Origin of the sequence: Rickettsiella endosymbiont of Litargus connexus (assembly GCF_964277335.1) — a bacterium.
Classification (GTDB): Bacteria; Pseudomonadota; Gammaproteobacteria; order Diplorickettsiales; family Diplorickettsiaceae; genus Aquirickettsiella; species Aquirickettsiella isopodorum.
On the sequence record NZ_OZ195516.1, the window covers coordinates 1,360,677 to 1,386,094 of the forward strand.

A 25,418-nucleotide genomic window follows, 5' to 3' on the forward strand; every position below is an offset into this window, starting at 1 on the left:
TAAATTCTGATAGAAATTTTAATTCGAGTTAGTAAAAATTAAGTGGATTAAAAAAATTGAATAAATATTTTAGATGCTTATTAGACAATTAGACACCAAGCAAAGATATGATAGATAGACCAGTTGATATTAATCGATTGCGCAGGTATTATCCTTACCCGCAGTTGGCACAAGTTTTTGCTCATTAAAGGGACTTAATTAGCCAACACTAACGTTAGTTTGGTGAATTACGGGGTATAGCGCAGTCTGGTAGCGCGCCTGCTTTGGGAGCAGGATGTCGGGGGTTCGAATCCCTCTACCCCGACCAAATTTTGGTATTGATACTTAAATTTTAATCAGTAAAATCGAGTCAATTAACTATATCAAGATAATTAAGTAAAACAAGGTATACTAGTACTATTTTTAGTCTTGTTAGCATTCAAGGATAATCATTTAAAGAAAAATATTGTAGAAATTAGCTTTAGACTTAGGAAACAAACCCTGTTATTTAAACTTTTAGTAATAAGATGATAATTTTTCAGGAAAGCGCCTGTAGCTCATCTGGATAGAGCATCGGCCTTCTAAGCCGAGGGTAGCAGGTTCGAGTCCTGCCAGGCGCACCAATATCCTAGCAGACTTCACACTTTCAATGGTGGACGTAGCTCAGTTGGTAGAGCCCCGGATTGTGATTCCGGTTGTCGTGGGTTCGATCCCCATCGTTCACCCCATTTTTGGGCCGTTAGCTCAGCTGGTAGAGCAGTAGACTCTTAATCTATTGGTCGATGGTTCGATCCCATCACGGCCCACCAAAAGATATTTTAATTAATAAAAAAACTTACGCAAATAACTTAATAATTTTAATTATTTACGAAGGGATCCGCATGCGCACTATTTAAACTAGATAATTGGTATATTGCAATTTTTTTCACTAAGCTGAAAGTGTATCGTTAATTTTATCTAGGGAAATCAATATGCCTCTTGTTAAAGGAAAAGCCGCCAAAACTCGCAAAGGATTTTCAGCCAATGTCACACAGGAAATTAAAGCTGGGAAGCCCCAAAAACAAGCCGTTGCTATTGCTTATAGTATGGCAAGAAAAAAAACCAAGACAATCAAAAGAAAAAAATAGTTATTTTTTAAATATCAAAATTATTTGGAAAATAATTTTTTATAAAATAAAGAGGCCTACTTTTAGTTTCATTAAAAGTTCTCCCCAAATATTCACCAATAATACCTAAGGTAAATAGTTGTATACTACCTAAAAATAAAATAACCACCATTAAAGAAGGGTAGCCTCTAGCAGGATCGCCAAACAATAGGGTTTTACTAATAATAATAATCCCATAAATAAATGCAATGAAGGCAGTAATTAGACCCAAATAACTAGCCAATTTAAGTGGCATAATAGTGAAAGAGGTTATTCCTTCTAAAGCAAAATTCCATAGTTTGAAATAACTCCATTTACTTTTCCCTGCAAAACGCCCATCCATTTTATAATCAATACTTTTTTGTGGATAACCTATCCATGCAAATAAACCTTTCATAAAACGATGTTGTTCTTTTATTTTTTTTACTGCATCAACCGCACGACGACTTAGTAGTCGGAAATCGCTTGCATGGCTAGGGATGTAAATTTTTGCTACTGAATTAATAGTTTTATAAAAAATATCGGTTAAGTTTCTTTTAAGCCATGATTCAATCTCACGATTCATGGGTCTAGCATAAACAATATCATATCCTTGTTTGGCAACTTGAATAAATTTTGGAATTAATTCTGGAGGATGCTGTAAATCTGCGTCCATAATCATAACAAATTCGCCTTGAGCATAATTTAAACCAGCAGTTAATGCAATTTCTTTACCAAAATTTCGACTTAAGGCCAAATATGAAATGCGTGAATCATGTTGTTTCAATTGCTTAATAATTTTGTCAGAGCCATCCTGACTTCCATCATCAACATATAAGATCTCGATAGATTTATGAATAGACGCTATAGCTGCAATAAGACGCGAATGAAAATTTTTTAAAACTTCATGCTCGTTATAAACTGGAATTATTACAGTTAAAAATATAGGTAAAGACATAGTTTCTTTCATAGAGAATGTTTGTTAGGACCAAAGGTCCAATATCGATGTATCAAGAAATTCCAGAATAAAATAACACTTGATACTAAGATTTGACTTATAATATAGGTATAATAAATAAGAAAAATTTTCATTAATGAAAAATTAAGAAAAAGTCCAAACAAGGAATTTATTGTAAATCTTACTAATGATTTTTTATGCGATAGACTACTTTTAAAAGTAAAGTAATGATTTAAAGTATAATTAAGCAAAGCTCCAGCAATATAACCCACAGTAGAAGCCAAAATAGGTTTTATAAAGAGAAATTCAACAAAACTTATTAAAATTGAAAACTGAATTAATGCGGATAGCGCACCTACTATAAAAAAATGTGAAAATTGTTTTGTAATCGCTTTCATAAAAGTTATGGTGCCTAGTGGGAATAACACGCATTGCCTTGACATAATAAATAAATAGCCGTCCCTTGCTGACCTAACTTTAAATGCTTGTACAATTTCCCCAATTTAGAATCTATTTTATCATTAATGACAAAATAATTTTTTTCCTTCGCAAATTGAGCATCTCTTAAAGGAGGGCTAGGATAAATTAATCTATCAATTTCAGCTGTGATACTTAATCCTGTAGCCACAGCATCATTTGAATAGACTGGAAACCTTTCTGTTAGTAGTATAACTTGCTTAGCAGCGACCGTATAATCTCCTCTATAATAAAGCTGATAATAATATATTAGCGCTAATGCAACATACTTAACTAAAATAGCGAATGCTAACCAAAAAATGACTGTTTTTATTTGTCTTATAGGCAAATACCAAAGCCCTATCGCCAATAATAAAGCAATAAACGGATATAGTGGTAGTATATATCGAATACTGGTATGCGGGGCCAACCAGTAGGGGATAAAATTAACTAAAATTACCCCTAATAGTATTTGTATTAGATATAGATTAAACTTTATTTTTACAATTTTTTTCTTGAAAAAATAATAAACTGCAAGCCCTGATGCGGGCAAAAAACGACAGAAAACTTCCAAGGGAAAAATTATCAGCTGCTGAATATATCCGCGCCAATAATCAGTATGAAACTTGCTAAAAATATCAGTCCACATACCTATTTCGGTTATTTTATGCGAGGCTATATTCCAAAAAAAATAAAAAAAAATGGAAAAAAAATAAGGTAAAAAATTGATAGGCTTTAAAAGAAACGCTTTAATTTTTCCATCATAATAAACAATTAAAATAAACGAAACTATATAAAATACATAGGCTGTTAATGCTTTCGTCATAAAAGCGGCAATTAAGGCAATTACAGATAGCCATACAAAGGTATATCGCTGTTCTAAATTTGCTATCCATAAAAAGGAAATTGCACTCACTACAAAAAAAGCAAATAATGGATCCGAGTAAGCAAGCCAGCCATGATAAAATAAAGCATCGCTAGTGAGATACACTAATGCGGCAAATAGTCCAAAATAAGGTGTTTTAAATAAACGATTTGCAAACCAGATTAGCATAAAACTTGTCGCGATCGTTGCTAACGCTGCAACTAAACGAGAAGCAACTAACATATGCTTCCAGCCTATCAAACTGGCAAAACAAATGATCAACCAATTAAAAAGTGGAGGTCGCCAATAAGGTAATCCGTAAGTTGTTGGATAAAGGTAGTGATGCTGATACCACATTTCATAAGATGAAATAGTATACACCGCTTCTTCACCCAAATAAGGAAAAAACAAAGTTAGAAAAAAACTAATTAAAGCTAATAAAAAAAGAAATTTTAAAATAGTTGGCAAATTTGTACTTTGCATTTATATAAATCTCTTGCGAAAAAATAAAACAAGCTTTAATAAAAGAATTATATTTATTTAATCAAATTATTTAATTGGTTTGTTTAAAGCGCGTAGTTAAAACCGCTAAAGCAAAATAACAAGAACCAATAGATAAAAAACTTATAAAAAAATTATACTGAGCTTGCACAATAGTTCCTATGATAATGCCGAATAGGTTTCCAATCTTTAACGTCGTATTTGCTAACCCTACTAATTTTCCTCTACTACTTTCCTCAGCACCTTTGAGCAAAAAGCTGAATAACAATAGTGCAATAATTCCTAAACTTATTCCCAACACAATACTCAAAATAAAAGCCCAATAGGCGTGTGAGATGTAGGCATAGCACCATTGAACTGCGCCACATAATAAAAAAGAAATAATCAAAGCACTCTTGGTAAAGACAAACCTAGGAGATTTTCGGTCAACAATCCAGCCTACACTGGGCGTTGTTAAAGACATAGCCAAAGCAATTAATGCATAAATTAAACCTAAAGTTAACGTACTTGCATGTAACTGCTTTGCCACATATAAAGCAAAAAAGGGTTTGGACATCCATTTTGCAATTTGCGTCAAACAAATTAATGATAATAAAAAGCGTTCATTAGCACAAATTTTTTTTATTTTTGTTAATTTACCTTTTAAAGATTGTTTATTTCTAGTTTCTTCAAGGAAATAAATTAATCCGATTGAAATTAATAAGCAAGTAAATCCTGCTGTAATGAAAATAGATAAATATCCAAAGTAATTTGCCAAAATTCCACCACAAACTGGGCCAACAATCGTTCCTCCAGCTGTCGCAGCTTGAATACGACCTACAATTTGGCTGTGTACATTAATAGGTGCTATCGAAAGTGACCATACCTGCGTTGCTGTTGTAAATCCGGCAAAAGCCCCTTGAATTAATCGTATCAAAAAAACTAGCAAGGGCTTATGGAAAAAAATTAAAGCCCATTGACTTGCTGCCAAAGCAAATCCAGCGCGCAAAATCATTTTTTTATAACCTATGCGCTCCCCAATTTTTACCCAAAATAGTGTAGTAAATATAATTGCTAATAGTGGAGCCATATATATTGCTCCACTCCAATATTGCAAAGTAGTTGCCTCAAATGAATTGAAAGAAGCTAAAATAAGCGGCCAGTATGGATCACTCATGCCCAGTACGGCTATTACAATAAACTGTGCAACAATGATTAAATTTATTTGGTTACGCCACGAATAACCTTTCAAATTGCTCATTTAAAATTTAATGGATTAGCTATATGAGAAAACATACCTCCTTGTATATGTTGCTTTTCCAAACGCCTACGCATTAATGCTTTTACTGGCCAATCCGTTTTTAAAATAGCATCAAATTCATTTTCCCAAGTTTCAGGATCCATTCTATATTTCAATTTATCAAACCGGCAAACTGTTTCTTTTCGAACTATTTCCCAAAAAAAAATATCTTCGCAGTTATAATATCGAGCTAATAAAACCAGCTCTCCAAGATGCATTTGGTAAACCGTATGCAATAATAAGTTACGAACATGTATCTTATCTCTAAATGGTTCTGTAAGGTGATTACTAAGTTTGTCATTCTGAAATTTTAAAGTATTAGCGAAAACTCTAGTTCCATCTAAATCTCTTGTTATAAACCGTTTAATCTGTCCTTTTTCAAAAATAGCTAGCGTATTTTGCTGATGGCCTTCTAAAGCTATACTATATAATAAATAAAGATCTAAATATCCATTCAAAACTAAGTCAACATATTTTTTAAAGTAATTGAGCGCATCCTGTTTTGTAAAAAATCCTGCATCTTGTAGAAACCCAATAAACAAATTTATTTTTTTTGGATAAAAATCCTCAAACAAGCAAGCAACTGTAACAGCATCTTCGCCTTTAAATAAATATTTGTTAATATTTTCTCTAAAAATAGCAGTAAAATGTTTTGATTTATCCTCGGGAATATCTTTTAGATTTAACCCATAATATTCAGGCAAAATAAATAGTTTCTGAGAGAAATAATTTTCTTTTTTTAAAACTTCTTCTAAAACATAAGTCATTTTAGGCGTATTCTCAGTCGAAGCTTTTGTTAAAGGTCTCATGTCACTTGTCGCTTGAATGGCAATTGAAAATTTAATATAGGGTGCATGCGAATATTCAATAGGTACTAAGGTACGTAAAGATAAAGTTGGACTCATATCCAGTTTGATGTTTTCAAATAAAAAAATAATTTTTTCTTTTAAATAATCCAAAAATAAATTAGGTATAATATTAATTGCTTGCCAAGGATGGACGGGAAAAGGAATATAATCATTTTCATCTAAATGTAGACTGGGCAATCTTCTCATCCAACTTTCATAGATATCGGGAAAATATTCAGCAAACCAGTCAACAAAATTTGGTTTATCGCTCAATTTCTGTATATGCACATATTTTTTATGGACTGCACTTAGAATAACTGAAACTCGAGGGCTAAATTCAGGGGAATAATTTAGTATATCTTCAATAGAAAACCATATTTTTGTTTTTGCACAAGGATGATATGGATGCCCAATAAATACCGATTGTTCAAATTCTAATGAACTATTAATAATATGCTTAGGGGATTTTAAAAAAACATTATACGGATCATTAGATTTTTTTTGGTCGGTCTCAAATAATTTTCTTATACTATATTTTTTACAGGTAGTAAGTAAAGAATTTTGAAGGTGATTTGCAACTTCATTTGAAAATTTATACCACTGATCCATATTTAAAATATTTTCTAATTCCTCTTTTGCTATTTGCAATAATTTCATGGGGTCACTAATGATTTGTTTCAAACTTGTTGGTTTATGTTTCAAAATTACATTATCAAAATTTGTAAAACGTAAAAGTGACTGTAATTTAACATTAGTAACATACATAAAATAATTGGATCGTTGAAGATCAAAAATTACAGTAGCATTTTGATAATGATAGGGTAAAATAGCTTCCCGTAAAAATGCCAATAAAAATTGTTTTAGAGAGTGCTTATTGACTTCGGAAATACATTCTTTGATTGAAAGATTAAAAGTTTTTGAATAAAGCTTGTATTGCTCATTGAAGTTTATTTCTTGAGCAGATATCCTGTCTATCACATGCATAATTCATTCCTTAGAAGCCAAATCAGATTATCTGAGTAGTAATTAACTACTAAATATTCCAATAATATATATTAAGATAGCTATTATTCATGGTTTTAGAGTTGAGTCAAGAATTCCAACTGAACTATTTGGTTTTCTTATCTTTTAATATATGCTTTATGTTTTTTTACAGATTAAGTAAAACTTAAATATGTCAACATTTTTTATGTTTCTGTTAATTCTAATATGTGTTGTCTTAAGTCTATTTAATTATAAAAAAATGAGTTTAATAACAGGATCAATTTTAGTTTTAAGTTATCTCGTTATAGGTGATGGCTTTTTCCCTGCTTATCTATTACACAATTTACAATCACCCTATAATCAATTTACTCCTATCAAATGGAAAAAAACTAACACCATTATTTTATTAGGGGGAGGCACCAGTAAAGATCCAAGATCGAATAAAATAAAACCCAGCATATTGGCATTTTCAAGAATTGCAGAAACTGCAATAATTTATCAGCAATGTAAAAAAGCTAAGGTAAGCTGTTATATTCTAATTAGCGGTGGCGACCCATTACATCATGGAAAATCAGAAGCAACAACCTATCAAGAAAGTTTATTATCTTTAGGCGTTGATTCCAAAGATATTCAATTGGAGACTCAAAGTAAAAATACTTATCAAAATGCTAAATTTTCTAGTACTCTCTTAAAAAAACAATTTAGCGAACAACTGTTATTAGTTAATTCTGCATTAGCTTTAAAACGTGCACTTTTATACTTTTCTTTTTTTAATCTTTATCCAAAACCTATTCCTTCAGATTTTATTACTATCCCAATTTCTAAATTCCCATTAGGTTACAACTTTGCGATGAATGATTTTGCAATTCACGAAAATATAGGAATATTCCGTTTTTATATTTATAATTTTTTGGGATGGAACAAAAAATAACTTCAGATAAAAAATCTGATTAATTTAATTATTTTTTTCTATTTGACTGTATGCATATGCTTTACGTAAGCCTTGTAAAACTAAATCTGAAATAAGTGTATCGAATAAACAGGTTTCTTCATAAAGCTGAGCAAAACCACCTGTACCAATGACTTTGACGGCTTCACCATGAAAAACTTCTTTTTTAAACCCTAAAATAATTTCTTTAAGTGATCCTAAATGCCCATAATAAAGACCACTTTGTATACTTTCACGTGTTGTTCTACCCATATAACTGCTGGGCATTTCTATGTCCACAGTCATCAATTTAGCGGTATTATTTCTTAGGGCTTCCATACAAAGTCGTAACCCTGGCAAAATAGCACCGCCCAAATAATTTCGATCCTTGGTAATGGCACATAAGGTCGTAGCCGTCCCCATATCAACAACAATGAGTGCCTGTTCAGGAAAAGAAGCTATTGCTCCTATGGCATTCGCAATCCTGTCAGCTCCTACTTCGTTTGGATTTTTACAGCGGATATTTAAGCCTGTTTTAACGCCCGGCTGTAAGATAAAATAATCAGCATCTTTAAAATACTGGAAAAAACTACGTCGCAACGTATAATCGTAATTTGGAACTACAGAAGAAATAGCAACCGCCTTAATTTTCAAAGGGTCCAGTTTATTATATTTAAGTATATTTATTAAAAAAATTCCGAATTGATCGGCTGTTCCCAATAAAGGGGTCGCATAGCGAAAACGTAAAATAAGTTTTTCTTTAGTGAATACACCACATAACATGTGCGTATTGCCTACATCCAAACATAACAGCATAAATTAAACCTAAAAGAGTATAAAATAACTAACCCACTATACTTAAAGTATCTTCCCAATGACAATCTCATCAAAGAAAAACTCTAATTTTAGTCCAATAAAATCCGTTGGAATTATAAAGCTCGATCTTAATGAAAATCCCTTAGGTGCAAGCCCCCTTGCGATAGCTGCGGGTCAGAAGGCCCTGCTTAACTGCCATCGTTATCCAGATAGCCATGGGCTCTCTTTAAAAAAATCTCTAGCGAAACATTTAAATATTCTCCTTGAAAATATTACTCTAGGCAATGGCTCAGAAAGTTTATTAGAACTTATTGTCAATAATACTTTAGGCCCATTAAATTCAGCTGTTATTCCAAATTTTTGCTTTACAGGGATTTCAAAAATCTTAAAAAAAGCAAATGTAAAAATTAAAATCGCTAAAAATTCACTGTCCCATATCTCAGCACTAAGCTTACTAGAAGCAATAGAACCTACGACCAAAATTATCTTTATTGTTAATCCAAACAACCCTACTGGCAATTATATGAATAAATTAGAGTTGTTATATCTATTGAAACATATCTCGAAAAATACATTAGTAGTGATAGATGAGGCCTATGCTGAATATGTTGAAGCAAATGATTACCCAAATAGTATCCAATTGTTAAGGCAATATTCTAATTTAATTATCCTTAAGACCTTTTCCAAACTCTACGGTTTAGCGGGATTGAGACTAGGATATGCCATTAGCCGGCCTGAAATAACCTCTATCTTAAATTTTAGCTCCTTACCTTTCAGGATTAACGCTGTTGTACTAGCCGCAGCAGAAGCTAGCCTCGAAGATCAAGAGCATATTAATTTAGTCCGTTCATTGAATCGACAAGGACACTCCCAACTCTCCAAAGGCTTACAAAATTTAGGTTTAGAAACATTACCTTCTTATACTAACTTTTTATGTATAGATTTAAAGTCACCTAGTTGGCCGATCTATCAGCAACTTTTATTATCTGGTATATCCGTTAGACCTTTGATTGACTATGGATTATGTAACTTTTTACGGGTTTCTATCGGTACCCTGAAGCAAAACCAATACTTTTTAAGCATATTAGAAAAAATATTAGTTAAATCGACCCTCCAATTGGGGTAAGTGCTATCTAGATAAGGGCTTTTCATTTAAAATAAGCTTTTGAATAATTAAAACAATAGACTTCATCAGGATAAAAAATAATGAGGGCCTTTACTCTATTTCTCTTCGAAGCTGTCATGCATCCTAGTATGGTGGGAGCATTATTTCCCAGCTCGAAAAGACTTGCTTATAGCTTAACCCAACAAATATCAGCTAATCCACCTGGGGTGGTCGTTGAATTGGGGGCCGGAACAGGTGCTATTACAGCTGCTCTAATTAATCAAAAAAACCTTTTTCATCAACTTATCGTTATTGAGCGATCGGAAAAACTTTCTAATCATTTAACGCAGCGCTTTCCTGAATTAAGCATTATCCAAGGAGATGCCCGCCAGTTACATAAACTAATTAATCAATCTACCTCTACCCCAATACAAGCTATCGTTTCTAGTTTACCTTTACGCACCTTATCTCCTTCTATTGTAAATAAAATTGGTACTGAGATTAATCGGGTTTTAATAAAAGACGGTTTATATATTCAGTATACCTATAGTTTATGGGGGAAGCCTTTATACCCTTCCCCACAACTAAAATTGATCCACCAACAATGGGTATGGCAAAATTTACCTCCTGCTCGTATTGATGTATTTCGTCACGAATGAATATTCCTCTTTCTATTGCAGTAACTAGCCTTGAAATTTCTTTATTATCTACCGCACTCGAGTTAGCAAAAAAAAACACTTTACCTTATATAAATTATTTTGAAAAAGAAAACTTTGATTATGTCCTAGCTTTACGCTCAACAGGTTTATACTTAGAGGATGTCAAAAAAGGACTGGGTTCGTTAAAAATCGATTTTCTTCAGGGAAAACTAGCTTACCGGTTACGCTATCTTCAAAATCAAAAGCAACTATTGGCGAAGGCAATTGGATTAAAACCGAATTTTAAACCTGTCGTTTTAGATGCGACAGCAGGTTTTGGATGCGATAGTTTTGTTTTAGCTCAATTAGGTTGCCACGTCACTTTATTGGAACGGTCATCGACAATTTTTCTTTTATTGGAAGATGCTTTAAAGCGCGCCTTAAATCACCCAAAATTTTTACCCTTGTCAATTAAACTAATAAAAACTGATGCGCTTATTTATTTAAAGCAAATAAGCCTCCGTATGCACCCATCGCCTGAAATTATTTACCTCGACCCTATGTATCCTCATTCTAATAAATCTGCATTAGCTAAAAAGGAAATACGTTTTCTTCGACTCCTTGTTGGTGATGATAATGATGCCTCTAGCTTATTAAAATTAGCAATCACCTATGCAAAACAACGGGTCGTAGTAAAACGACCACGCTTGTCTGGTTATTTAGCAGATATAAAACCTCATCATAGCCTACTCGGGAAACAACATCGTTTAGACGTCTATTTAACTCATTTTTTTAATAGCTAGGAACAACTATGCGGCTTAAATCAGGCTCTATATCGCTATTCTGATTCCTATTCTCTATATAGGGAGAAATATTAGCAAATAATCCTGCGTGCAAACTTGAATTACTATTATTTTTTTGTATACCCGTTTCAGTTTGAATTGTCATTGCATTAACCCCAGCTGAGTTAATACTTTTAGCAGTAGAAGAAACATTATCTTGTAAACATTCTGTGGGCGTATCCTCTTTTTTACAGTTAACTATTTTATCGGGTGCTACTGTTAAGTTTTTTGAGTTTGACTCATGTAAGTTTAAACATTCTTCAGATAGTATCGCTGGTAATTGTTTGTCAATCCAAGCTAGTTGTTCACTTTGCACTAAATGCTCGACTATTCTTCCTGCTTGAGCGGCTTTACTTTCAAGATTGTAAGCATATAAATACCAAGTTGCTAGAGCACATGCACCTATCGCTGTTCCTATCATTAAAATGATAGGGAAAAAAGTGGGCAGTACCATAGTAGAGGCTGCAACTGCTGCCGTTATAGGACTCCATATAACTAGACGAAAAACCAAACTTCCAGTACCTAAACGTTTGATGATTATTATAAATCGACTTAAGCCTTTCTTAATATTGGTCCAAAGGGGTTGCTCATCGCTGAAACGACGTAATACACGATCATAATCTCTTAATGATTTATTTAATATCTTTTTAGTAGGCACCTTATCTTGTAATACTTTAATCTTATTTTGTAAGTCATTAAATCTAACTTCATGAACTTGATTCGCTTTATACGCTGAATAAATACCATAACTGATACCCATTAGAAGAATGACTCCGGCTATGATTGCAGTTGCTAGAAGGCCTATGGGTGTAAAGCTTGCTAATGGAACTGCTGCAGGACAAAGGGCATAAGTCAGTATAACTTTAGTTCCGTCTAGGAATAACCAGCCCGCAAACAACGGTAAAAAACAACCGTCAAGAAAAGCCACACATCTGGCATGATATTTATTAAAACGACGATTTTTAAGTACTGCTTTTAAATCAGTCATTAAAGGGGAGTTTTTTAATTCTATAGTGGAGTTAGCCTCTTTATTTTCCAAATATTTTAAAAATATGGTTTGTTTATTTAAGTCCACTAATTTCTTTTCAATCATGTGTTTATCTTCTTCATTTATAGCAGCCTCTGTCATGTTTTTATTAGTATTATTTATCTCGAGAACATTTTTTATATTTAAAAATAACAGTAGCGGTAAAGCAGTACAAAAAGCAAAAATCAAAGGGAGGATCGAAATCAACGCAGTAGTTATAACAGGAGCTGCAGGAATAAAGCAAAAAATAAACATTAAAATCCAATAAATAAAACTAGCCTGTCCCAACGCAGCCAAAATAGGAGGAATAAATTTTTTATTTTTTTTAGCTTTATTTTTTTCTAGCGTTGTTCTCGAATTATGATTGATTAAAGAATCTACATGTTTAAAAAAATTATCTGCATATCCATTCGTCAAGCTAATAATCCAATTATTTTTATATAAACTTATTTTAAATTTATTTGCTTTGGATTTGTTCAATAATTGACATACTTTTTCTGTGCTTTTTTTGTGTAACATATCAAGCATTTCTTTTTTTGTATTTTCTTTCAAAAAATTATTTAATGCTTTCAGTTGCTTTTTTTCTTTCCCAAAAGCAAAAAAACGACGTCTCCAGCATGCAATTTTTGGGATATCTGGTGGATAAAAGTAGGCTGCAGCACATAAATGCTCGTATGTGATACACTTTTTTATCTCATTACTTTCCTGAACAATTTCACCCATTTTCTTTTTAATAGCTTCTTCATCTGCTTTGAATAATCGGCTAAAATAAAAATAATGACTCATTCGCTCTATTTCACGTAATTTACAATATTTAATAACATAAATACCTATCGAAACAGCAAACAAACCAAGACTTGCCAATCCAGCATCGATATATCCGACATATTTACTTTTATTAATATCATCAAAAAATTTACAGTCTTGGTCACATGCACTTTTAATCACACTTACATTGAAAGAAGGCGTAGCCACTACTTCATCTAAAGAACTGAGACAAGCATTAAAAATTGGAGTTTTTGCTTTAGAACTTACGAACCAAACTGGATTCTTTTTTAGCAGTGATTTTTCACCCTCTGAACCTGGCCCTGATAAACTTATTTGTCTTACTAAGCTTCTAGAAAGAGAACTGTTTCTACCAATTTCGGATGTCACTCCTACTTCCCGAGGTTCTTTTCTTGTAATGGAAACTTGTTCGTCCATATGAGCTCCTTTTGGAATTGGTAAATTATAATACTAGTTTTTTATCTATAATTTTTTATTATTAGTATATATTAATTTTTTTGTAAATTTAATTATCATAATTAATAATTTTTAATTATTCTTAAATAAATTTAAAACTTTTTTTTATAATTTATTTCGTTTAGACTCTGTTTAATATGAAATCTTTTTTGAAATGGGCAGGAAATAAACATCGCATTCTCAATAAATTAAAACCCTATTTACCTAAAAAAGATCGTTTAATAGAGCCTTTTTTAGGATCAGCCACTGTTTTTCTTAATACGTCTTATCCAGCCTATCTATTAAGTGATAACAATCTTGATTTAATCCAATTATATAAATATCTTCAGCAAGAAGGTCAGTTTTTTATCGATTATTGTCGTCTTTTTTTTCATGAAAATTTAAATAATGCTGACGCATTTTATCGCTTACGTCGTTTATTTAATGATAGTAAGGAGCGCCGCAAAAGAGCTGCTTTATTATTATATTTAAATAAACACTGCTTCAATGGCTTAGCTCGGTTTAATCGAAAAGGTGAATTTAATACTCCTTTTAGCTACTACAAAACTCCCTATTTTCCTGAGAAAGAAATGCAATATTTCTATGTGCATGCAAAAAAAGCAAAATTCATCCATGGAGATTTTTTATCTACTCTGGAGTACGTTAAGCAAGGAGATGTAGTTTATTGTGACCCTCCTTATGTCGGGTTATCTAAAACCGCAAATTTTACTCAATATACATCGGAAGGATTTAGTCACACACAACAAGTGCTCTTAGCAAACACTGCAAAACATTTAGCCTCACAAGGCATTCAGGTAATAATTTCTAATCATGATACAGAATTTACGCGAGATATTTATAAAAGTGCAACTATTGTTTCATTAATAGTGCAACGCAACATTAGTAGCAAAGGGTCAGAACGAAAAAAAGCTAAGGAGCTCTTAGCAATTTTCTCCTAAAAGATATAATATCTCTTTTAGGAGAAAACTACGAACTCATTTTATCCCTAAACTCAATCCGAATTGGAGTACCAATAATTTTCAGTGACTTGCGATAGAAATTTTCTAGATAGCGACGATAAGATTCGGGTAAAAAACTAGCATATTGGCCATGAATAAGAATTATTGGAGGATTATACCCTCCGGGATGAGCATAACGTAGCTTAACAGTATGCCCACGACTCAAAGGCGGTTGATGTGCATTAACCGCTTGTTCTAATAAGCGTGTTAACTGTGAAGTAGATAAACTCTGTGTTGCCGATCGATAAGCTTGTTGAATTAATGTAAATAAATTACCAACACCCGTTCCATGAAGTGCGGAAATAAAAATAAGTTTAGCAAATGGTGCAAATTGTAAACGTCGATCCAACTCTTTTTTGACTTGATCTCTTTGTTCTTTTGATAAACCATCCCATTTGTTTACAGCAATGATGAGTGCTTTTCCACTTTCTAGAATAAAACCTAGAAGATGTAAGTCTTGCTCACTAATGCCTTCCTGCGCATCAATTATCAATAAAACAACGTTACTTGCCTCGATAGCCTGCAAACTTTTAATGACAGAAAATTTTTCGATATTTTGTACTGTTTTTGATTTTCGACGAATTCCCGCTGTGTCAATGAAGGTATATAATTTTCCCCGATACTCAACATCATTTGCAATACTATCACGTGTGGTCCCTGGTTGATCAAAAACGATGGCTCGATCTTCACCTAAAATTCTATTTAACAAGGTTGATTTACCTACATTTGGTTTCCCTATAATCGATACTTTTATTCTTGAAATAACAGCTTCTTCTGTCAATGCTGGTTCAGTGGTTGAGGTTTCAATATTAGGAAAATAACCTAATACTTTTTCCATTAATTCTTGAATACCGTAGCCATGAATTGCGGAAATAATAGAAAGTGATGCTGCATCAAAACCTAATAGCGAAAACTCACTTTGTAATAAAGCCGGCTCTAAATCTTCACCTTTATTAATAACCAATGTAATTTTTTTACTGAGTCGACGTAATAATTGTGCTAATTGCTGTTCCAATGTGGACAGACCTTCCCTTGCACTGACTAAAAATAAAACATGATCAGCCTCTCTGATGGCACGTTGGGTTTGCTGTTCCATTAGAAAAGTGATATTTTTTTCTTTACTCCCAATTAATCCTCCGGTATCTACCACTATATAAGGTCGATTTCCTACGACTCCTTTTCCATAAAGTCGATCCCGAGTTAAACCGGGAATATCTCCCACTAAAGCGTGCCGAGTTTTCGTCAAGCGATTAAATAAGCTCGACTTTCCTACATTAGGTCGGCCTACAAGAACAATACTTGGCAAAGAAGAAGTGGTCATACAGGTAAAGTAGCGTGAGTCCACGCAGATAAACCACCTTCTCTGGTTAAGATACATACTATCGGATAATCCACAACTGGATTAGCTATGATACTAGCATTATCATGAACAAGATCTCTTGCTAATGGATGTCCATCAGATTGAGCTAACCAATGAATATAGCCTTCTTGATCTCCTATAATTAAACTATTTCCAAAAATAACTGGCGCAGTTAAACCACGATGTCTTAAAAACTGTTGTCGCCAAATCAACTCACCTGTAGAACGATCAAAGGCCCAGACGTCGCCTTTGGTATCAGCTATATATAAATTATTGCCAACAGTAAGACCCGAATAACTTGAGAAATTTCGTTGCCATAAAATTTGACCGGATCTTAAAGAAATAGCCGCTAGCTGACCTTGATAAGTTACCACATAAATTACATCACAAGATAATAAAGGATCTGCCGCTATATCAATTAATTGATCAGCGGCAGTCACTCCCTGTGGAAATGCAATCGTTCGTTCCCACAATAAACTGCCGTTTCTTAGGTTCAGCGCAGCTAATTTACCATCAGAAAAACCTACCACAACTTTATTACCTATAATTTGTGGGGCACTACTCGGCCTTAGAATTAACAGTGGTGAACCATGCTCGTAAGCCCATAGTGACTCACCGTTTTGTAACTCTAATGCGATTACTTGCCCATCTACCGTTTTAAAAATAATTCGACCTTTTCCGATTGTGGGAGGGGCTAATACTTGATTTGGCAATATTGCTCGCCATAAAATATCTCCTGAATCCGCTGCTAAAGCAATTACTTGCGGCTGCTTGGTAACAACGATCACTACCCCTTCACCGACTGCTGGGCCGCTCGTTATAATTTGTTTAATATTTTTTTGCCATAATTTATGGCCACGAGTTAATTCTAAAGCAGTAACAAGACCGGATTTACTCGCAACAAAAATTTGGTCTCCTTTAATGACTGGACTTAACCGTAGATAATCTTCATCCATACCCCTGCCTGTTGCTTTAGACCATAATAATACGGGTTGAAATTGAAAAGGGTAAGCAGTCAAAGGTGCTGGAACAGGGGTATTATCATCGCCTAAACCTGCACAACCTGTTAAAAATAACAAGCACAAAAAAATACTGCAATGAACATAAATTTTAGTCATTATAGTTCTCATCAAACGTAAGCCAAATTATTAATTTTCATTTCTAATAGAGGTCGCCCAATACTATTTCCAAAAGCTCGTTTAGCCGCTAAATAACTTTGCAATGCTTCTTTGCTATGCCCTAAATTATTAAGAATATCTCCCTTTTCTTCCAAAAAGATTGGAAAATAAGTCTTATCTTCATTTTTAGCTAGTATATTTAAGGCTTCTTTTGCCTGATTTTGTGCTAAGAAAATTCTCGCTAACCGTAACCGTGCGATAGATTGTAAAGCGTGATTGTGACCATGATCGATAACCCAAAATAATCTATTCGCAGCATCAGATAAATTATTTTGATTAATTGCTAGTTTGGCTAACTGTAAAGCCGCCAAGGAAGCATACGGCGTATATGAATAATTTTTTAACAATCCATCTGCCAGTTTATTTAATATAACTGTATTTTCACTCGTGGTTATCGCTGCTATTAGGCGTTCATATTGCATCGATGCTTTAAGTAAATTATTTTCTTTTGCTTGGCGCCAATAATTCCAACCCCAACTAATAAAAACAGCAAAAATAATGCCTATTAAAATTCCAAACCCGTATTCACGACACCATTTTTTTACATATTCAGCTTGTTCTATTGCAACTAATTCATTCATAGGCTAAATAATCCTGCAATTTTTGTATCACTTGATCTTGAGGTATGATTTCTTGTGGACTTTTTTCCCTTAAATTTTTAATAATGTAAGTGTCAGACTTTACTTCATCGTCTCCTAAAATTAAAGCAAAACGCGCCCCACTTTTATCTGCACGTTTAAACTGAGATTTAATTCCATCTCCAGTCACATCAAGTATCAAATTGATAGCTGTTAACTTTTTACGCAAATATTCTGCTAAAATCAATCCTTTTTGTATAGCAATATCGCCAATCGTAATAAAGTATAAATCTGGCATTGCGAGAAATGTCGCCGAATTTAATTTAGGTAATAAGTTAATTAAGCGTTCTAAACCTATAGCAAAACCCACTGCTGGAGTTGCATGCCCACCCAATTGTTCTACCAGATTATCATAACGTCCTCCTGCACAAACTGTATTTTGCGCAGCTTGCCGTTCACCGGCAATCACCCATTCAAAAACTGTTTTATTGTAATAATCTAATCCTCTGACTAAACGAGGATTAATGCTGAAACATATATCTGCATTAATGAGTATTTCTTGTAAAATACAAAAGTCTTGGTGAGATTCGGAATCAAGATAATCAAGTAACTGAGGGGCCTTTTCAATAAGCTCCTGCATATCAGGATTTTTACTATCTAATATACGTAATGGATTGGTCTGTAATCGACGATGAGAGTCTTCATCTAAATACTTTAGATGTTGTGTAAAATAATCTACCAAACTCTCTTTATGTGCCTTGCGTGCTGCCGATGACCCCAGCGAATTTATTTGCAAGCTTAATTGATGGTTTAAATCTAATTCATCCCAAAGCCGCGCTGTCATCAAAATTAATTCTGCATCGATATATGGTTGAGCTATACCAAACACTTCGACGCCAAATTGATGAAACTGTCTGTATCGCCCTTTTTGCGGTCGCTCATGCCGAAACATAGGGCCCAAATACCACCAGCGTTGAATTTGATTATAAAGTAAACCTTGTTCTATACCGGCACGAACACAACCCGCAGTCCCTTCAGGTCTTAACGATAAACTATCTCCATTACGATCAATAAAAGTGTACATCTCCTTTTCAACAATGTCAGTTACATTGCCAATACAACGTTTAAACAATTCCGTTTTTTCAACTATAGGTAAACGAACTTCTTGATATCCATATTGCTTGGTCAGTTTACGCAATATACTTTCAACTTTCTGCCAAATAAAAATTTGCATGGGCAGAATATCATTCATACCCCGTATTGCTTGTATTTTCTCTACCATAATTAATAATAAAGTTGTTTGCTTTTTTGTTTGGGTTTTGGTTTAGGTGTTCGTATTAATGCCCTATAGGCATCAGAATTAGGAAATCTTGTTTGTAACATTAGTGTGTAACTACCTGCTGCTATTGGATTCCCTAAAGCTCTGGCTAAAACAGCACCCAACCATAAAGCATTGGCTGTAGGCTCTTTAACGAGCTGCATATAATGATCTAAATATTGCTGAGCTTGTTGATAGCTTTTTGTTTGATAACTTATTCTTCCTAATTCCAACCAAGACAACGCACGTTTAGGATCTTGAGTAATAGCTTGAGTAAAATAACCCATTGCTTTTCTAGCATCCGGTATCTGCATAGCACATAAACCTGCGTTTTCATAGACTTGCGCTGTGTTAAGGTAAGTCGGGTCCTGTAATGCCAATAAAAAATGCTGATCTGCTTCAGAATAACGACCGCGGCGACACAAAAAAGTACCATAATTATTTTGTGCGGCACCGGATTTTGGATTAAGTGCTATCGCCCTACGATAGTAAGCATCTGCAGAAGAAAGATTTCCTGTAGTTTCTAGAAAATAGCCCATGGCACCTTGTGCCTGCAAGGATCCAGGTGCTTGCTGTTCAGCAAGCAATAATTTCTGATGTGCGCGTTGCACATCACCATTTTGTAAATAAGCTAGACCTAGCTGTACATTAACATCGGACGCTTGAGAACCCGATAGCTGAGTTTTTGATTTAGAAAAAATACTACAGGCCGTCAACGTAATTATAAAAAAAATGATGATGAATTGCTTTAATATCGATACCATTTATCCTCCGTTATTTTTAATTCCATTAAATTGCAGCTAATGATTTAAGTAAAATAGGAATCACTTTTTGATGTTGCCTGCTATGGTAACTCCGATCTTGAACGCGACCTACTAATTGACCACATGCGGCATCAATATCCTCCCCTCTAGTTTTTCGCGTTATCGTATTCAGTCCGGCCCTCATTAAAATACTTTTAAAATTTTCAATTACCGCCAAAGAAGAGCGACGATAAATCGTATTAGGAAACGGATTAAAGGGAATTAAATTTACTTTAACTGGTATACCTTCTAAAATTTTAATTAGCTGCCGTGCATGTTCGGGTTGATCATTAACTCCTTCTAACATGACATACTCCATAGTGATACGTCTTCGACTATCTCCTTTAAAATAATTCCGACAAACCTCTAACAACTCTGAAAGAGGATATTTTTTATTGATAGGGACTAGACGATTTCTTAGTTCATCATTAGGCGCATGTAAGGATACCGCAAGTGCCACTTCACTTATTTCTGATAAGCGTCGCAATGCGGGAACTACACCAGAAGTACTTAAAGTAACCCGTCGCTTAGAAAAACCATAAGCAAAATCATCCATCATAAGATTCATTGCTTTAACGACATTATCAAAATTTAATAAAGGTTCACCCATCCCCATCATCACAATATTACTCACCGTATGATCGTGGCGTAAAGATTCATCAGATAAACTCCGCACTGCCAACCATACTTGTCCTATTATTTCAGCTACGGTTAAATTACGACTAAATCCTTGTTGCGCAGTTGAACAAAAACTACAATTTAATGCACAACCTACTTGTGATGAAACGCATAAAGTTCCTCTATTGACCTCAGGTATAAAAACTGTTTCGATACAGTTACCATCACTAAGTCGCAATAACCATTTTCTAGTCCCATCTTCCGACTTCTGTTCAAAAACAGTTTCCGGTAAATCGATTTGTGCTATCAATTTTAGTTGGTTACGCAATAGCTTACTTAAATTACTCATCATTTCGATATCTTTGATACCTATTTGATGAATCCATTTTAAAACCTGTTGTGCTCGATAAGGTTTTTCTCCTAATCCTTGAAAAAAAAGTTGCATTTCTTCTCGATCAAAATCGAGTAAATTTTTAAGTGGTGCATTCATTATTCAGAACCGCCAAAACATTGATCGGATGTAAAAAAGAAAGCTATTTCTTGCCTAGCCGTATCAATACTATCGGATCCATGAACTGCATTCTGGCCTACACTTTCTGCAAAATCAGCTCGAATTGTACCTGTGGATGCTTGTTTAGGATCTGTAGCACCCATCAATTCACGATTTTTTAGAATCGCATTAGGCCCTTCTAAAACCTGTATCATCACGGGCCCTGAACACATAAACTCAACTAATTCATTAAAAAAAGGCCTGTCTTTATGGATTTCATAAAATTTCCCAGCTTGATCTTTATTCAAATGATCCATCCTAGCTGCAATAATTTTTAACCCCGAATCTTCAAATCTTTTAGTAATCTCGCCAATACAATTTTTTCTAACCGCATCAGGCTTGATAATAGAAAGGGTTTTTTGAATGCTCATAAATGCCTCTTACTTTTGTTCTAACAAATTATCTATTTTTAAGGATAGAAAGTATTATACAGACTTAATAGCCAGGCACATATAGGCTTTTATATGTCTATTGCTTTTTAATGGGAGTTTTGAGGTTTTTGGGGAATATCCTAGAAGCTTCTAACCCGATCGCATTTCAAAATTAGGTTAGACGCTTCTTTTGAATGCCATCTACCTAACCCAAGCTCACTTAAGCCTTGCGAACCAAATTAAGCAACCTATCCGGAAAATCTGTTAATACACCATCTACTTCTAAAGCTAATACCCTTTCCATTTCTTCGACTTCGTTGACAGTCCAAACGTCCACCCGTATATTTTTTTTATGTGCTGCCTTTACAAAATGTGCAGTTACTATCTCATAAGGGACCTCTAGGGCTGTAGCAGACAATAAAAAAGGGCGCGTTAAAAACAGCTTGCTCAATTTTGAAAAGCGATCCACCTCAGCTTGTGTCCCCGCTGTAGCAATCTTAGGACAAAGTCTACGCATCACTTTCATAGTACGCGAATTAAAAGCAGACACTAATATCTGTTTAGTTTTGTTATGCTGATTTATAAGTTCTCTTAATGCAGCCACAATAGGTGGATCATTCTGCTTTATCTCTATATTAATAACTTGTTTTGGAAAAGCAGTAAAGATTTCATTTAAACTTGGAATTTTAATTCCTTGATCTCGAAAAGGAAAAGTATGACCTTCATCATTAGTCCAACGATATCCTGCATCTAATTTTTTCAATTCTGCTAATGTGAAATCTTGCACTAATCCCTTAGCATTCGTTGTACGATCGACTGATTCATCATGAATAGCGACTAAAACACCATCCCTAGTCATATGAATATCAATTTCACTTAAATCTGCTCCTAGTTTTGCTGCCTCCTGTAATGCAAATAAGGTATTTTCAGGCCATAATCCCGCTCCTCCACGATGAGCAATAACAAGCGGTTTTGCATTAACCTGATAAAGTGGAAACATACAAATTCCATAATACTAAGTATAAATATCTTTGTTTGATAAAGAAATATGATAAAATATTCCTCATTTATAGCATGTAAAGCCTTAAAATACTAACTCATAATAGGTTAAAGCTTACCTGCATCTTTGTCCAATGAGGTCTTTTTTCCATGAAGGAATATCATTATACTCCTATATCTACGGAGTCTACACGATCTACCTTTTTTGATTATATTAATAACGTTAACCTCCCCCCCATCGATTATTTTTCTGTTGGCATAGAAGATTATGGCCAAAAAAAAATCACTTCCCTTATTTCAAGGCTAGAATGGCAAATTTATTTCGATAAAAATCAAATAACTAATAAAGACCCTTTAATAAAGGCTAAAAAATTATCTCAAAGAAAAATTATACCTTTTTCAGAAATAGACTATATCGATTCGTTTGGGAAAGAAGTCATGAGACAACGATCATTACATGGCATGAAAAATGGCTTAATGCTTATACATAAACAACATCATATAAACTACATGATTGTACTCGCCACTGGAGTTTCTAAATTTAATCACTTTAGTTTTCTCACCAAATACTATACTCAACTTATAAGACTTAAAAATGACCTTAGCAAAATTATTGAAAGAGAAATTAACTATATTTTGAACTGAAGTTTATTTCTCTATTACCATTATTCATCTTTTCTCCGGACCCATATAACTGCTGCGGCAGACTCTATATCTGCATCAAAAATGATAGGCTCTGCCGTTCTTCCCATAGGGTTTAAACAGGCCAGATTGAACCGACCTAAAGAATCTTTAAACAGCCGCCGAAAATATTGGCCCCCATCTTTCAAGTAAATAATACAGTCCTTATTCACTATTTTGTCAAATTCATTGCTGTATCTTAATCTCCCACCCACATAATCTCCCGCTCTATATTGAGGACTCATTTCATCATTAGAAACAATCATGACTACCGCATTCGCATAACGATCTCGAAACTCTTGGGCATCTCGCATCATTGCAATCTCATCATCTGCATCAATAGGTAAATTGACAATTTCACTAGGCATAGCAAAATAATGACCTAATGAAAGCCTAACGGTAGGATCTAATCCTTTGCCGTCAGCTATCCAAGACTCATCAACTATTAAACCTTCATTTTTATAAACTGCTACACAACGTTTAATGCCATTTTTTGAAATCTTTATCATACTATTCTCCCAAGATTTCAAAGTAATTTCAGGCAATTTATATTTTTTTTCTATATATGCTCTAGTAAGCCGTAAAATTGAGCGTAAATATTTAAGTCTTGCACCGGGAGTATCTAAATTACGTTGAAGTAATGCCTGGGACATAATGGTCAGTCTCCTTGTAAGAGATATTTATTAAGCTTAAAAAACTTATTTTAACTCAAGTAGTTAACTAAAAATAGATAATAAAAGCCAGCGTATTCTGGACCAAATATGGTTTTTTATTTTACGGCCACTAGACTTCAAGGGGGAGTATAAGGTACCTTCTACGCAATTTTATTTAGTTTTTATTATTTACTTATATTATGAAAATGATTCAAGAAGGGTTAACGTTTGACGACATTCTATTACTTCCCAACCACTCAAAGGTTTTACCTAAAGATGTATCCCTGGAAATACAATTAACTTCTAAAATAAATTTAAAAATCCCGTTAATTTCTGCAGCCATGGATACCGTTACAGAAGCTAAGCTTGCTATAGCACTCGCTCAAGAAGGGGGCTTAGGCATTATTCATAAAAATATGTCCATAGAAGCTCAAATTCAACAAATTAGAAAGGTAAAAAACTTTGAAAATGGAATGGTAAGAAACCCTATCACTATTGCACCGGAAACGACTTTACGCGAATTACTCAAGCTGATGGCAACTTACTCGATTTCAGGGATACCCGTTATCGAAAAGGACCAATTAGTAGGTATAGTCACACATAGAGATATACGTTACGAAGAAAACTTAGATAAACCCGCTTCTCAAGTTATGACGCCTAAAGAAAGACTTATTACAGCTAAAGAACAAGCGGCACCTGAAGAAATAATAGGTTTACTGAATCGTCATCGTTTAGAAAAAATATTGATTGTCGACGAACAATTTCGTTGCCGAGGATTGATGACAGCAAAAGATTTGCAGAAAACCAAAGAAAAACCCTTCGCAACTAAGGATCAACGCGGTCAGTTATGCGTAGGTGCAGCTGTAGGCATAGGTATTAATGCTAAGGAGCGTGCAACATCATTAATTGAAACTGGCGCAGATATAATCTGTATTGATACCGCACACGGTCATGCCCAAAGCGTTATTGATATGGTCAAATGGTTAAAAACTGTCTATCCAGACGTTTCTCTCATAGCCGGAAATATTGCTACTGCCGATGCGGCACAAGCTTTAGCAGCTGCAGGTGCAGAGGTTATAAAAGTAGGTGTAGGGCCAGGTTCTATTTGTACAACTCGAATAGTAACGGGTGTCGGTGTCCCTCAAATTACCGCTATCATGAATGTTTGTGCAGCCTTAAAAGGAAAACCCGTAACTCTTATTGCTGATGGTGGGATTCGTTATTCAGGCGATCTTTGTAAAGCGTTGGCCGCTGGCGCACACGCAGTCATGATAGGCAGCTTGTTCGCAGGCACTGAAGAAGCACCCGGAGAAATTGAACTTTATCAAAGTCAACCTTACAAAGCCTATCGTGGTATGGGCTCTTTAGGAGCTATGCAACAAGGATCATCGGATCGTTATTTTCAAGAAACTTTAGAAGTAAATAAGCTAGTTCCTGAAGGCATAGAAGGAAGAATACCTTATAAGGGCCCTTTACAAACAGTTATTCAACATTTATTAGGTGGAGTTAAGGCTGGCATGGGTTATACAGGAAGCGTCGATCTTGCCGATCTCCATAAAAAAGCGCAATTTATAAAACTTACCGCTGCCGGCATAAGAGAAAGTCATGTTCATAATGTGGCAATTACTAAAGAAGCTCCTAATTATTACCGAGAAGATTGAATATTTCATATCCACTCTCAAAATAATTTCTAGCTTTTTTTATGAACCTTAAAATTAA

At 34.2% G+C, this 25,418-nt stretch carries 24 protein-coding genes and 4 tRNA genes; 12 read left to right on the forward strand and 16 right to left on the reverse strand.

What is annotated here, in order from left to right; genetic code table 11:
* The first annotated feature begins 230 nt into the window (after positions 1 to 230).
* The 5 genes from ACICP9_RS05990 (at position 231) to ACICP9_RS06010 (ending at position 1,106) form a co-directional block, all read left to right on the forward strand.
* Positions 231 to 307, forward strand: a tRNA-Pro gene (locus ACICP9_RS05990).
* Between the two features lie 218 nt (positions 308 to 525).
* Positions 526 to 602 (forward strand) — tRNA-Arg (locus ACICP9_RS05995).
* 29 nt (positions 603 to 631) lie between these two features.
* Positions 632 to 707, forward strand: a tRNA-His gene (locus ACICP9_RS06000).
* Positions 708 to 712: 5 nt separating this feature from the next.
* A tRNA-Lys gene (locus ACICP9_RS06005) sits at positions 713 to 788 on the forward strand.
* Positions 789 to 950: 162 nt separating this feature from the next.
* Positions 951 to 1,106, forward strand: a complete 156-nt coding sequence (locus tag ACICP9_RS06010; protein WP_395497564.1) for a hypothetical protein — start codon at positions 951 to 953, stop codon at positions 1,104 to 1,106.
* 7 nt (positions 1,107 to 1,113) lie between these two features.
* Here ACICP9_RS06010 and ACICP9_RS06015 read toward each other — a convergent pair whose 3' ends face one another.
* The 5 genes from ACICP9_RS06015 to ACICP9_RS06035 form a co-directional block, all read right to left on the reverse strand.
* Positions 1,114 to 2,061, reverse strand: a complete 948-nt coding sequence (locus tag ACICP9_RS06015; RefSeq protein WP_395497566.1) for a glycosyltransferase family 2 protein — start codon at positions 2,059 to 2,061, stop codon at positions 1,114 to 1,116.
* Between the two features lie 8 nt (positions 2,062 to 2,069).
* Positions 2,070 to 2,504: a GtrA family protein gene (locus ACICP9_RS06020; RefSeq protein WP_395497568.1), complete on the reverse strand. Its 435-nt coding sequence runs from the start codon at positions 2,502 to 2,504 to the stop codon at positions 2,070 to 2,072.
* Positions 2,474 to 3,865, reverse strand: a complete 1,392-nt coding sequence (locus ACICP9_RS06025) for an ArnT family glycosyltransferase (protein WP_395497570.1) — start codon at positions 3,863 to 3,865, stop codon at positions 2,474 to 2,476. Before ACICP9_RS06025 ends, ACICP9_RS06020 begins: the two co-directional genes overlap by 31 nt.
* Before the next feature lie 70 nt (positions 3,866 to 3,935).
* The gene (locus ACICP9_RS06030) at positions 3,936 to 5,123 is read right to left on the reverse strand and encodes an MFS transporter (RefSeq protein ID WP_395497572.1); all 1,188 of its coding nucleotides are present in this window, start codon (positions 5,121 to 5,123) and stop codon (positions 3,936 to 3,938) included.
* Positions 5,120 to 6,667: an IucA/IucC family protein gene (locus tag ACICP9_RS06035; protein ID WP_395497574.1), complete on the reverse strand. Its 1,548-nt coding sequence runs from the start codon at positions 6,665 to 6,667 to the stop codon at positions 5,120 to 5,122. Before ACICP9_RS06035 ends, ACICP9_RS06030 begins: the two co-directional genes overlap by 4 nt.
* A gap of 586 nt (positions 6,668 to 7,253) precedes the next feature.
* Between ACICP9_RS06035 and ACICP9_RS06040 the strand changes: the two genes are divergently transcribed.
* Entirely contained in the window at positions 7,254 to 7,925 is a 672-nt protein-coding gene (locus ACICP9_RS06040; RefSeq protein WP_395497576.1) for a YdcF family protein, read from the forward strand.
* A 24-nt stretch (positions 7,926 to 7,949) separates the two neighbouring features.
* Here ACICP9_RS06040 and ACICP9_RS06045 read toward each other — a convergent pair whose 3' ends face one another.
* On the reverse strand, positions 7,950 to 8,738 hold the full coding sequence (locus tag ACICP9_RS06045) for a type III pantothenate kinase (protein WP_395497578.1): 789 nt from the start codon (positions 8,736 to 8,738) through the stop codon (positions 7,950 to 7,952).
* Between the two features lie 58 nt (positions 8,739 to 8,796).
* Between ACICP9_RS06045 and hisC the strand changes: the two genes are divergently transcribed.
* The 3 genes from hisC to ACICP9_RS06060 all read left to right on the forward strand — a co-directional run bounded on the left by hisC (position 8,797) and on the right by ACICP9_RS06060 (position 11,284).
* The gene (gene hisC / locus ACICP9_RS06050; protein WP_395497580.1) at positions 8,797 to 9,864 is read left to right on the forward strand and encodes a histidinol-phosphate transaminase; all 1,068 of its coding nucleotides are present in this window, start codon (positions 8,797 to 8,799) and stop codon (positions 9,862 to 9,864) included.
* A gap of 80 nt (positions 9,865 to 9,944) precedes the next feature.
* Positions 9,945 to 10,502: a class I SAM-dependent methyltransferase gene (locus tag ACICP9_RS06055; protein WP_071662782.1), complete on the forward strand. Its 558-nt coding sequence runs from the start codon at positions 9,945 to 9,947 to the stop codon at positions 10,500 to 10,502.
* Positions 10,499 to 11,284: a class I SAM-dependent methyltransferase gene (locus ACICP9_RS06060; protein ID WP_395497582.1), complete on the forward strand. Its 786-nt coding sequence runs from the start codon at positions 10,499 to 10,501 to the stop codon at positions 11,282 to 11,284. Before ACICP9_RS06055 ends, ACICP9_RS06060 begins: the two co-directional genes overlap by 4 nt.
* Here the strand turns inward: ACICP9_RS06060 and ACICP9_RS06065 are convergent.
* Positions 11,274 to 13,553, reverse strand: a complete 2,280-nt coding sequence (locus ACICP9_RS06065) for a hypothetical protein (protein ID WP_395497584.1) — start codon at positions 13,551 to 13,553, stop codon at positions 11,274 to 11,276. The genes ACICP9_RS06060 and ACICP9_RS06065 overlap by 11 nt on opposite strands.
* A 176-nt stretch (positions 13,554 to 13,729) precedes the next feature.
* On the opposite strand from ACICP9_RS06065, the gene ACICP9_RS06070 reads away from it, so the two are divergent.
* A complete protein-coding gene (locus ACICP9_RS06070) occupies positions 13,730 to 14,530 on the forward strand; it encodes a Dam family site-specific DNA-(adenine-N6)-methyltransferase (protein WP_395497586.1) in 801 nt (266 codons plus the stop codon).
* Positions 14,531 to 14,558: 28 nt separating this feature from the next.
* Here ACICP9_RS06070 and der read toward each other — a convergent pair whose 3' ends face one another.
* From der to ACICP9_RS06110, 8 genes are all read right to left on the reverse strand, one after another.
* Complete coding sequence (gene der / locus ACICP9_RS06075; RefSeq protein WP_395497588.1) at positions 14,559 to 15,935, reverse strand: ribosome biogenesis GTPase Der; 1,377 nt, start codon at positions 15,933 to 15,935, stop codon at positions 14,559 to 14,561.
* A complete protein-coding gene (bamB, locus tag ACICP9_RS06080) occupies positions 15,908 to 17,068 on the reverse strand; it encodes an outer membrane protein assembly factor BamB (protein WP_395497590.1) in 1,161 nt (386 codons plus the stop codon). The genes der and bamB overlap by 28 nt, the downstream gene beginning before the upstream one ends.
* A gap of 11 nt (positions 17,069 to 17,079) precedes the next feature.
* Positions 17,080 to 17,709 (reverse strand): YfgM family protein, encoded by a 630-nt coding sequence (locus tag ACICP9_RS06085; RefSeq protein WP_395497592.1) that lies wholly within the window; start codon positions 17,707 to 17,709, stop codon positions 17,080 to 17,082.
* On the reverse strand, positions 17,702 to 18,988 hold the full coding sequence (gene hisS / locus ACICP9_RS06090; RefSeq protein ID WP_395497594.1) for a histidine--tRNA ligase: 1,287 nt from the start codon (positions 18,986 to 18,988) through the stop codon (positions 17,702 to 17,704). The genes ACICP9_RS06085 and hisS overlap by 8 nt, the downstream gene beginning before the upstream one ends.
* 2 nt (positions 18,989 to 18,990) lie before the next feature.
* The gene (pilW, locus tag ACICP9_RS06095) at positions 18,991 to 19,788 is read right to left on the reverse strand and encodes a type IV pilus biogenesis/stability protein PilW (protein ID WP_071662790.1); all 798 of its coding nucleotides are present in this window, start codon (positions 19,786 to 19,788) and stop codon (positions 18,991 to 18,993) included.
* 25 nt (positions 19,789 to 19,813) lie between these two features.
* A complete protein-coding gene (gene rlmN / locus ACICP9_RS06100; protein ID WP_395497596.1) occupies positions 19,814 to 20,935 on the reverse strand; it encodes a 23S rRNA (adenine(2503)-C(2))-methyltransferase RlmN in 1,122 nt (373 codons plus the stop codon).
* A complete protein-coding gene (gene ndk / locus ACICP9_RS06105; RefSeq protein WP_395497598.1) occupies positions 20,935 to 21,366 on the reverse strand; it encodes a nucleoside-diphosphate kinase in 432 nt (143 codons plus the stop codon). The genes rlmN and ndk overlap by 1 nt, the downstream gene beginning before the upstream one ends.
* Before the next feature lie 220 nt (positions 21,367 to 21,586).
* Positions 21,587 to 22,366 carry a glycerophosphodiester phosphodiesterase gene (locus tag ACICP9_RS06110; RefSeq protein ID WP_071662793.1) on the reverse strand — a complete coding sequence of 260 codons (780 nt, stop codon included), beginning with the start codon at positions 22,364 to 22,366 and terminating at the stop codon, positions 21,587 to 21,589.
* Positions 22,367 to 22,515: 149 nt separating this feature from the next.
* Here ACICP9_RS06110 and ACICP9_RS06115 point away from each other — a divergent pair, with 149 nt between their 5' ends.
* A complete protein-coding gene (locus ACICP9_RS06115; protein WP_395497601.1) occupies positions 22,516 to 23,010 on the forward strand; it encodes a hypothetical protein in 495 nt (164 codons plus the stop codon).
* Positions 23,011 to 23,030: 20 nt separating this feature from the next.
* Here ACICP9_RS06115 and ACICP9_RS06120 read toward each other — a convergent pair whose 3' ends face one another.
* Positions 23,031 to 23,699 (reverse strand): hypothetical protein, encoded by a 669-nt coding sequence (locus tag ACICP9_RS06120; RefSeq protein WP_395497603.1) that lies wholly within the window; start codon positions 23,697 to 23,699, stop codon positions 23,031 to 23,033.
* Positions 23,700 to 23,899: 200 nt separating this feature from the next.
* On the opposite strand from ACICP9_RS06120, the gene guaB reads away from it, so the two are divergent.
* The gene (gene guaB, locus ACICP9_RS06125) at positions 23,900 to 25,360 is read left to right on the forward strand and encodes an IMP dehydrogenase (protein ID WP_395497605.1); all 1,461 of its coding nucleotides are present in this window, start codon (positions 23,900 to 23,902) and stop codon (positions 25,358 to 25,360) included.
* The last annotated feature ends 58 nt before the right edge of the window (positions 25,361 to 25,418 follow it).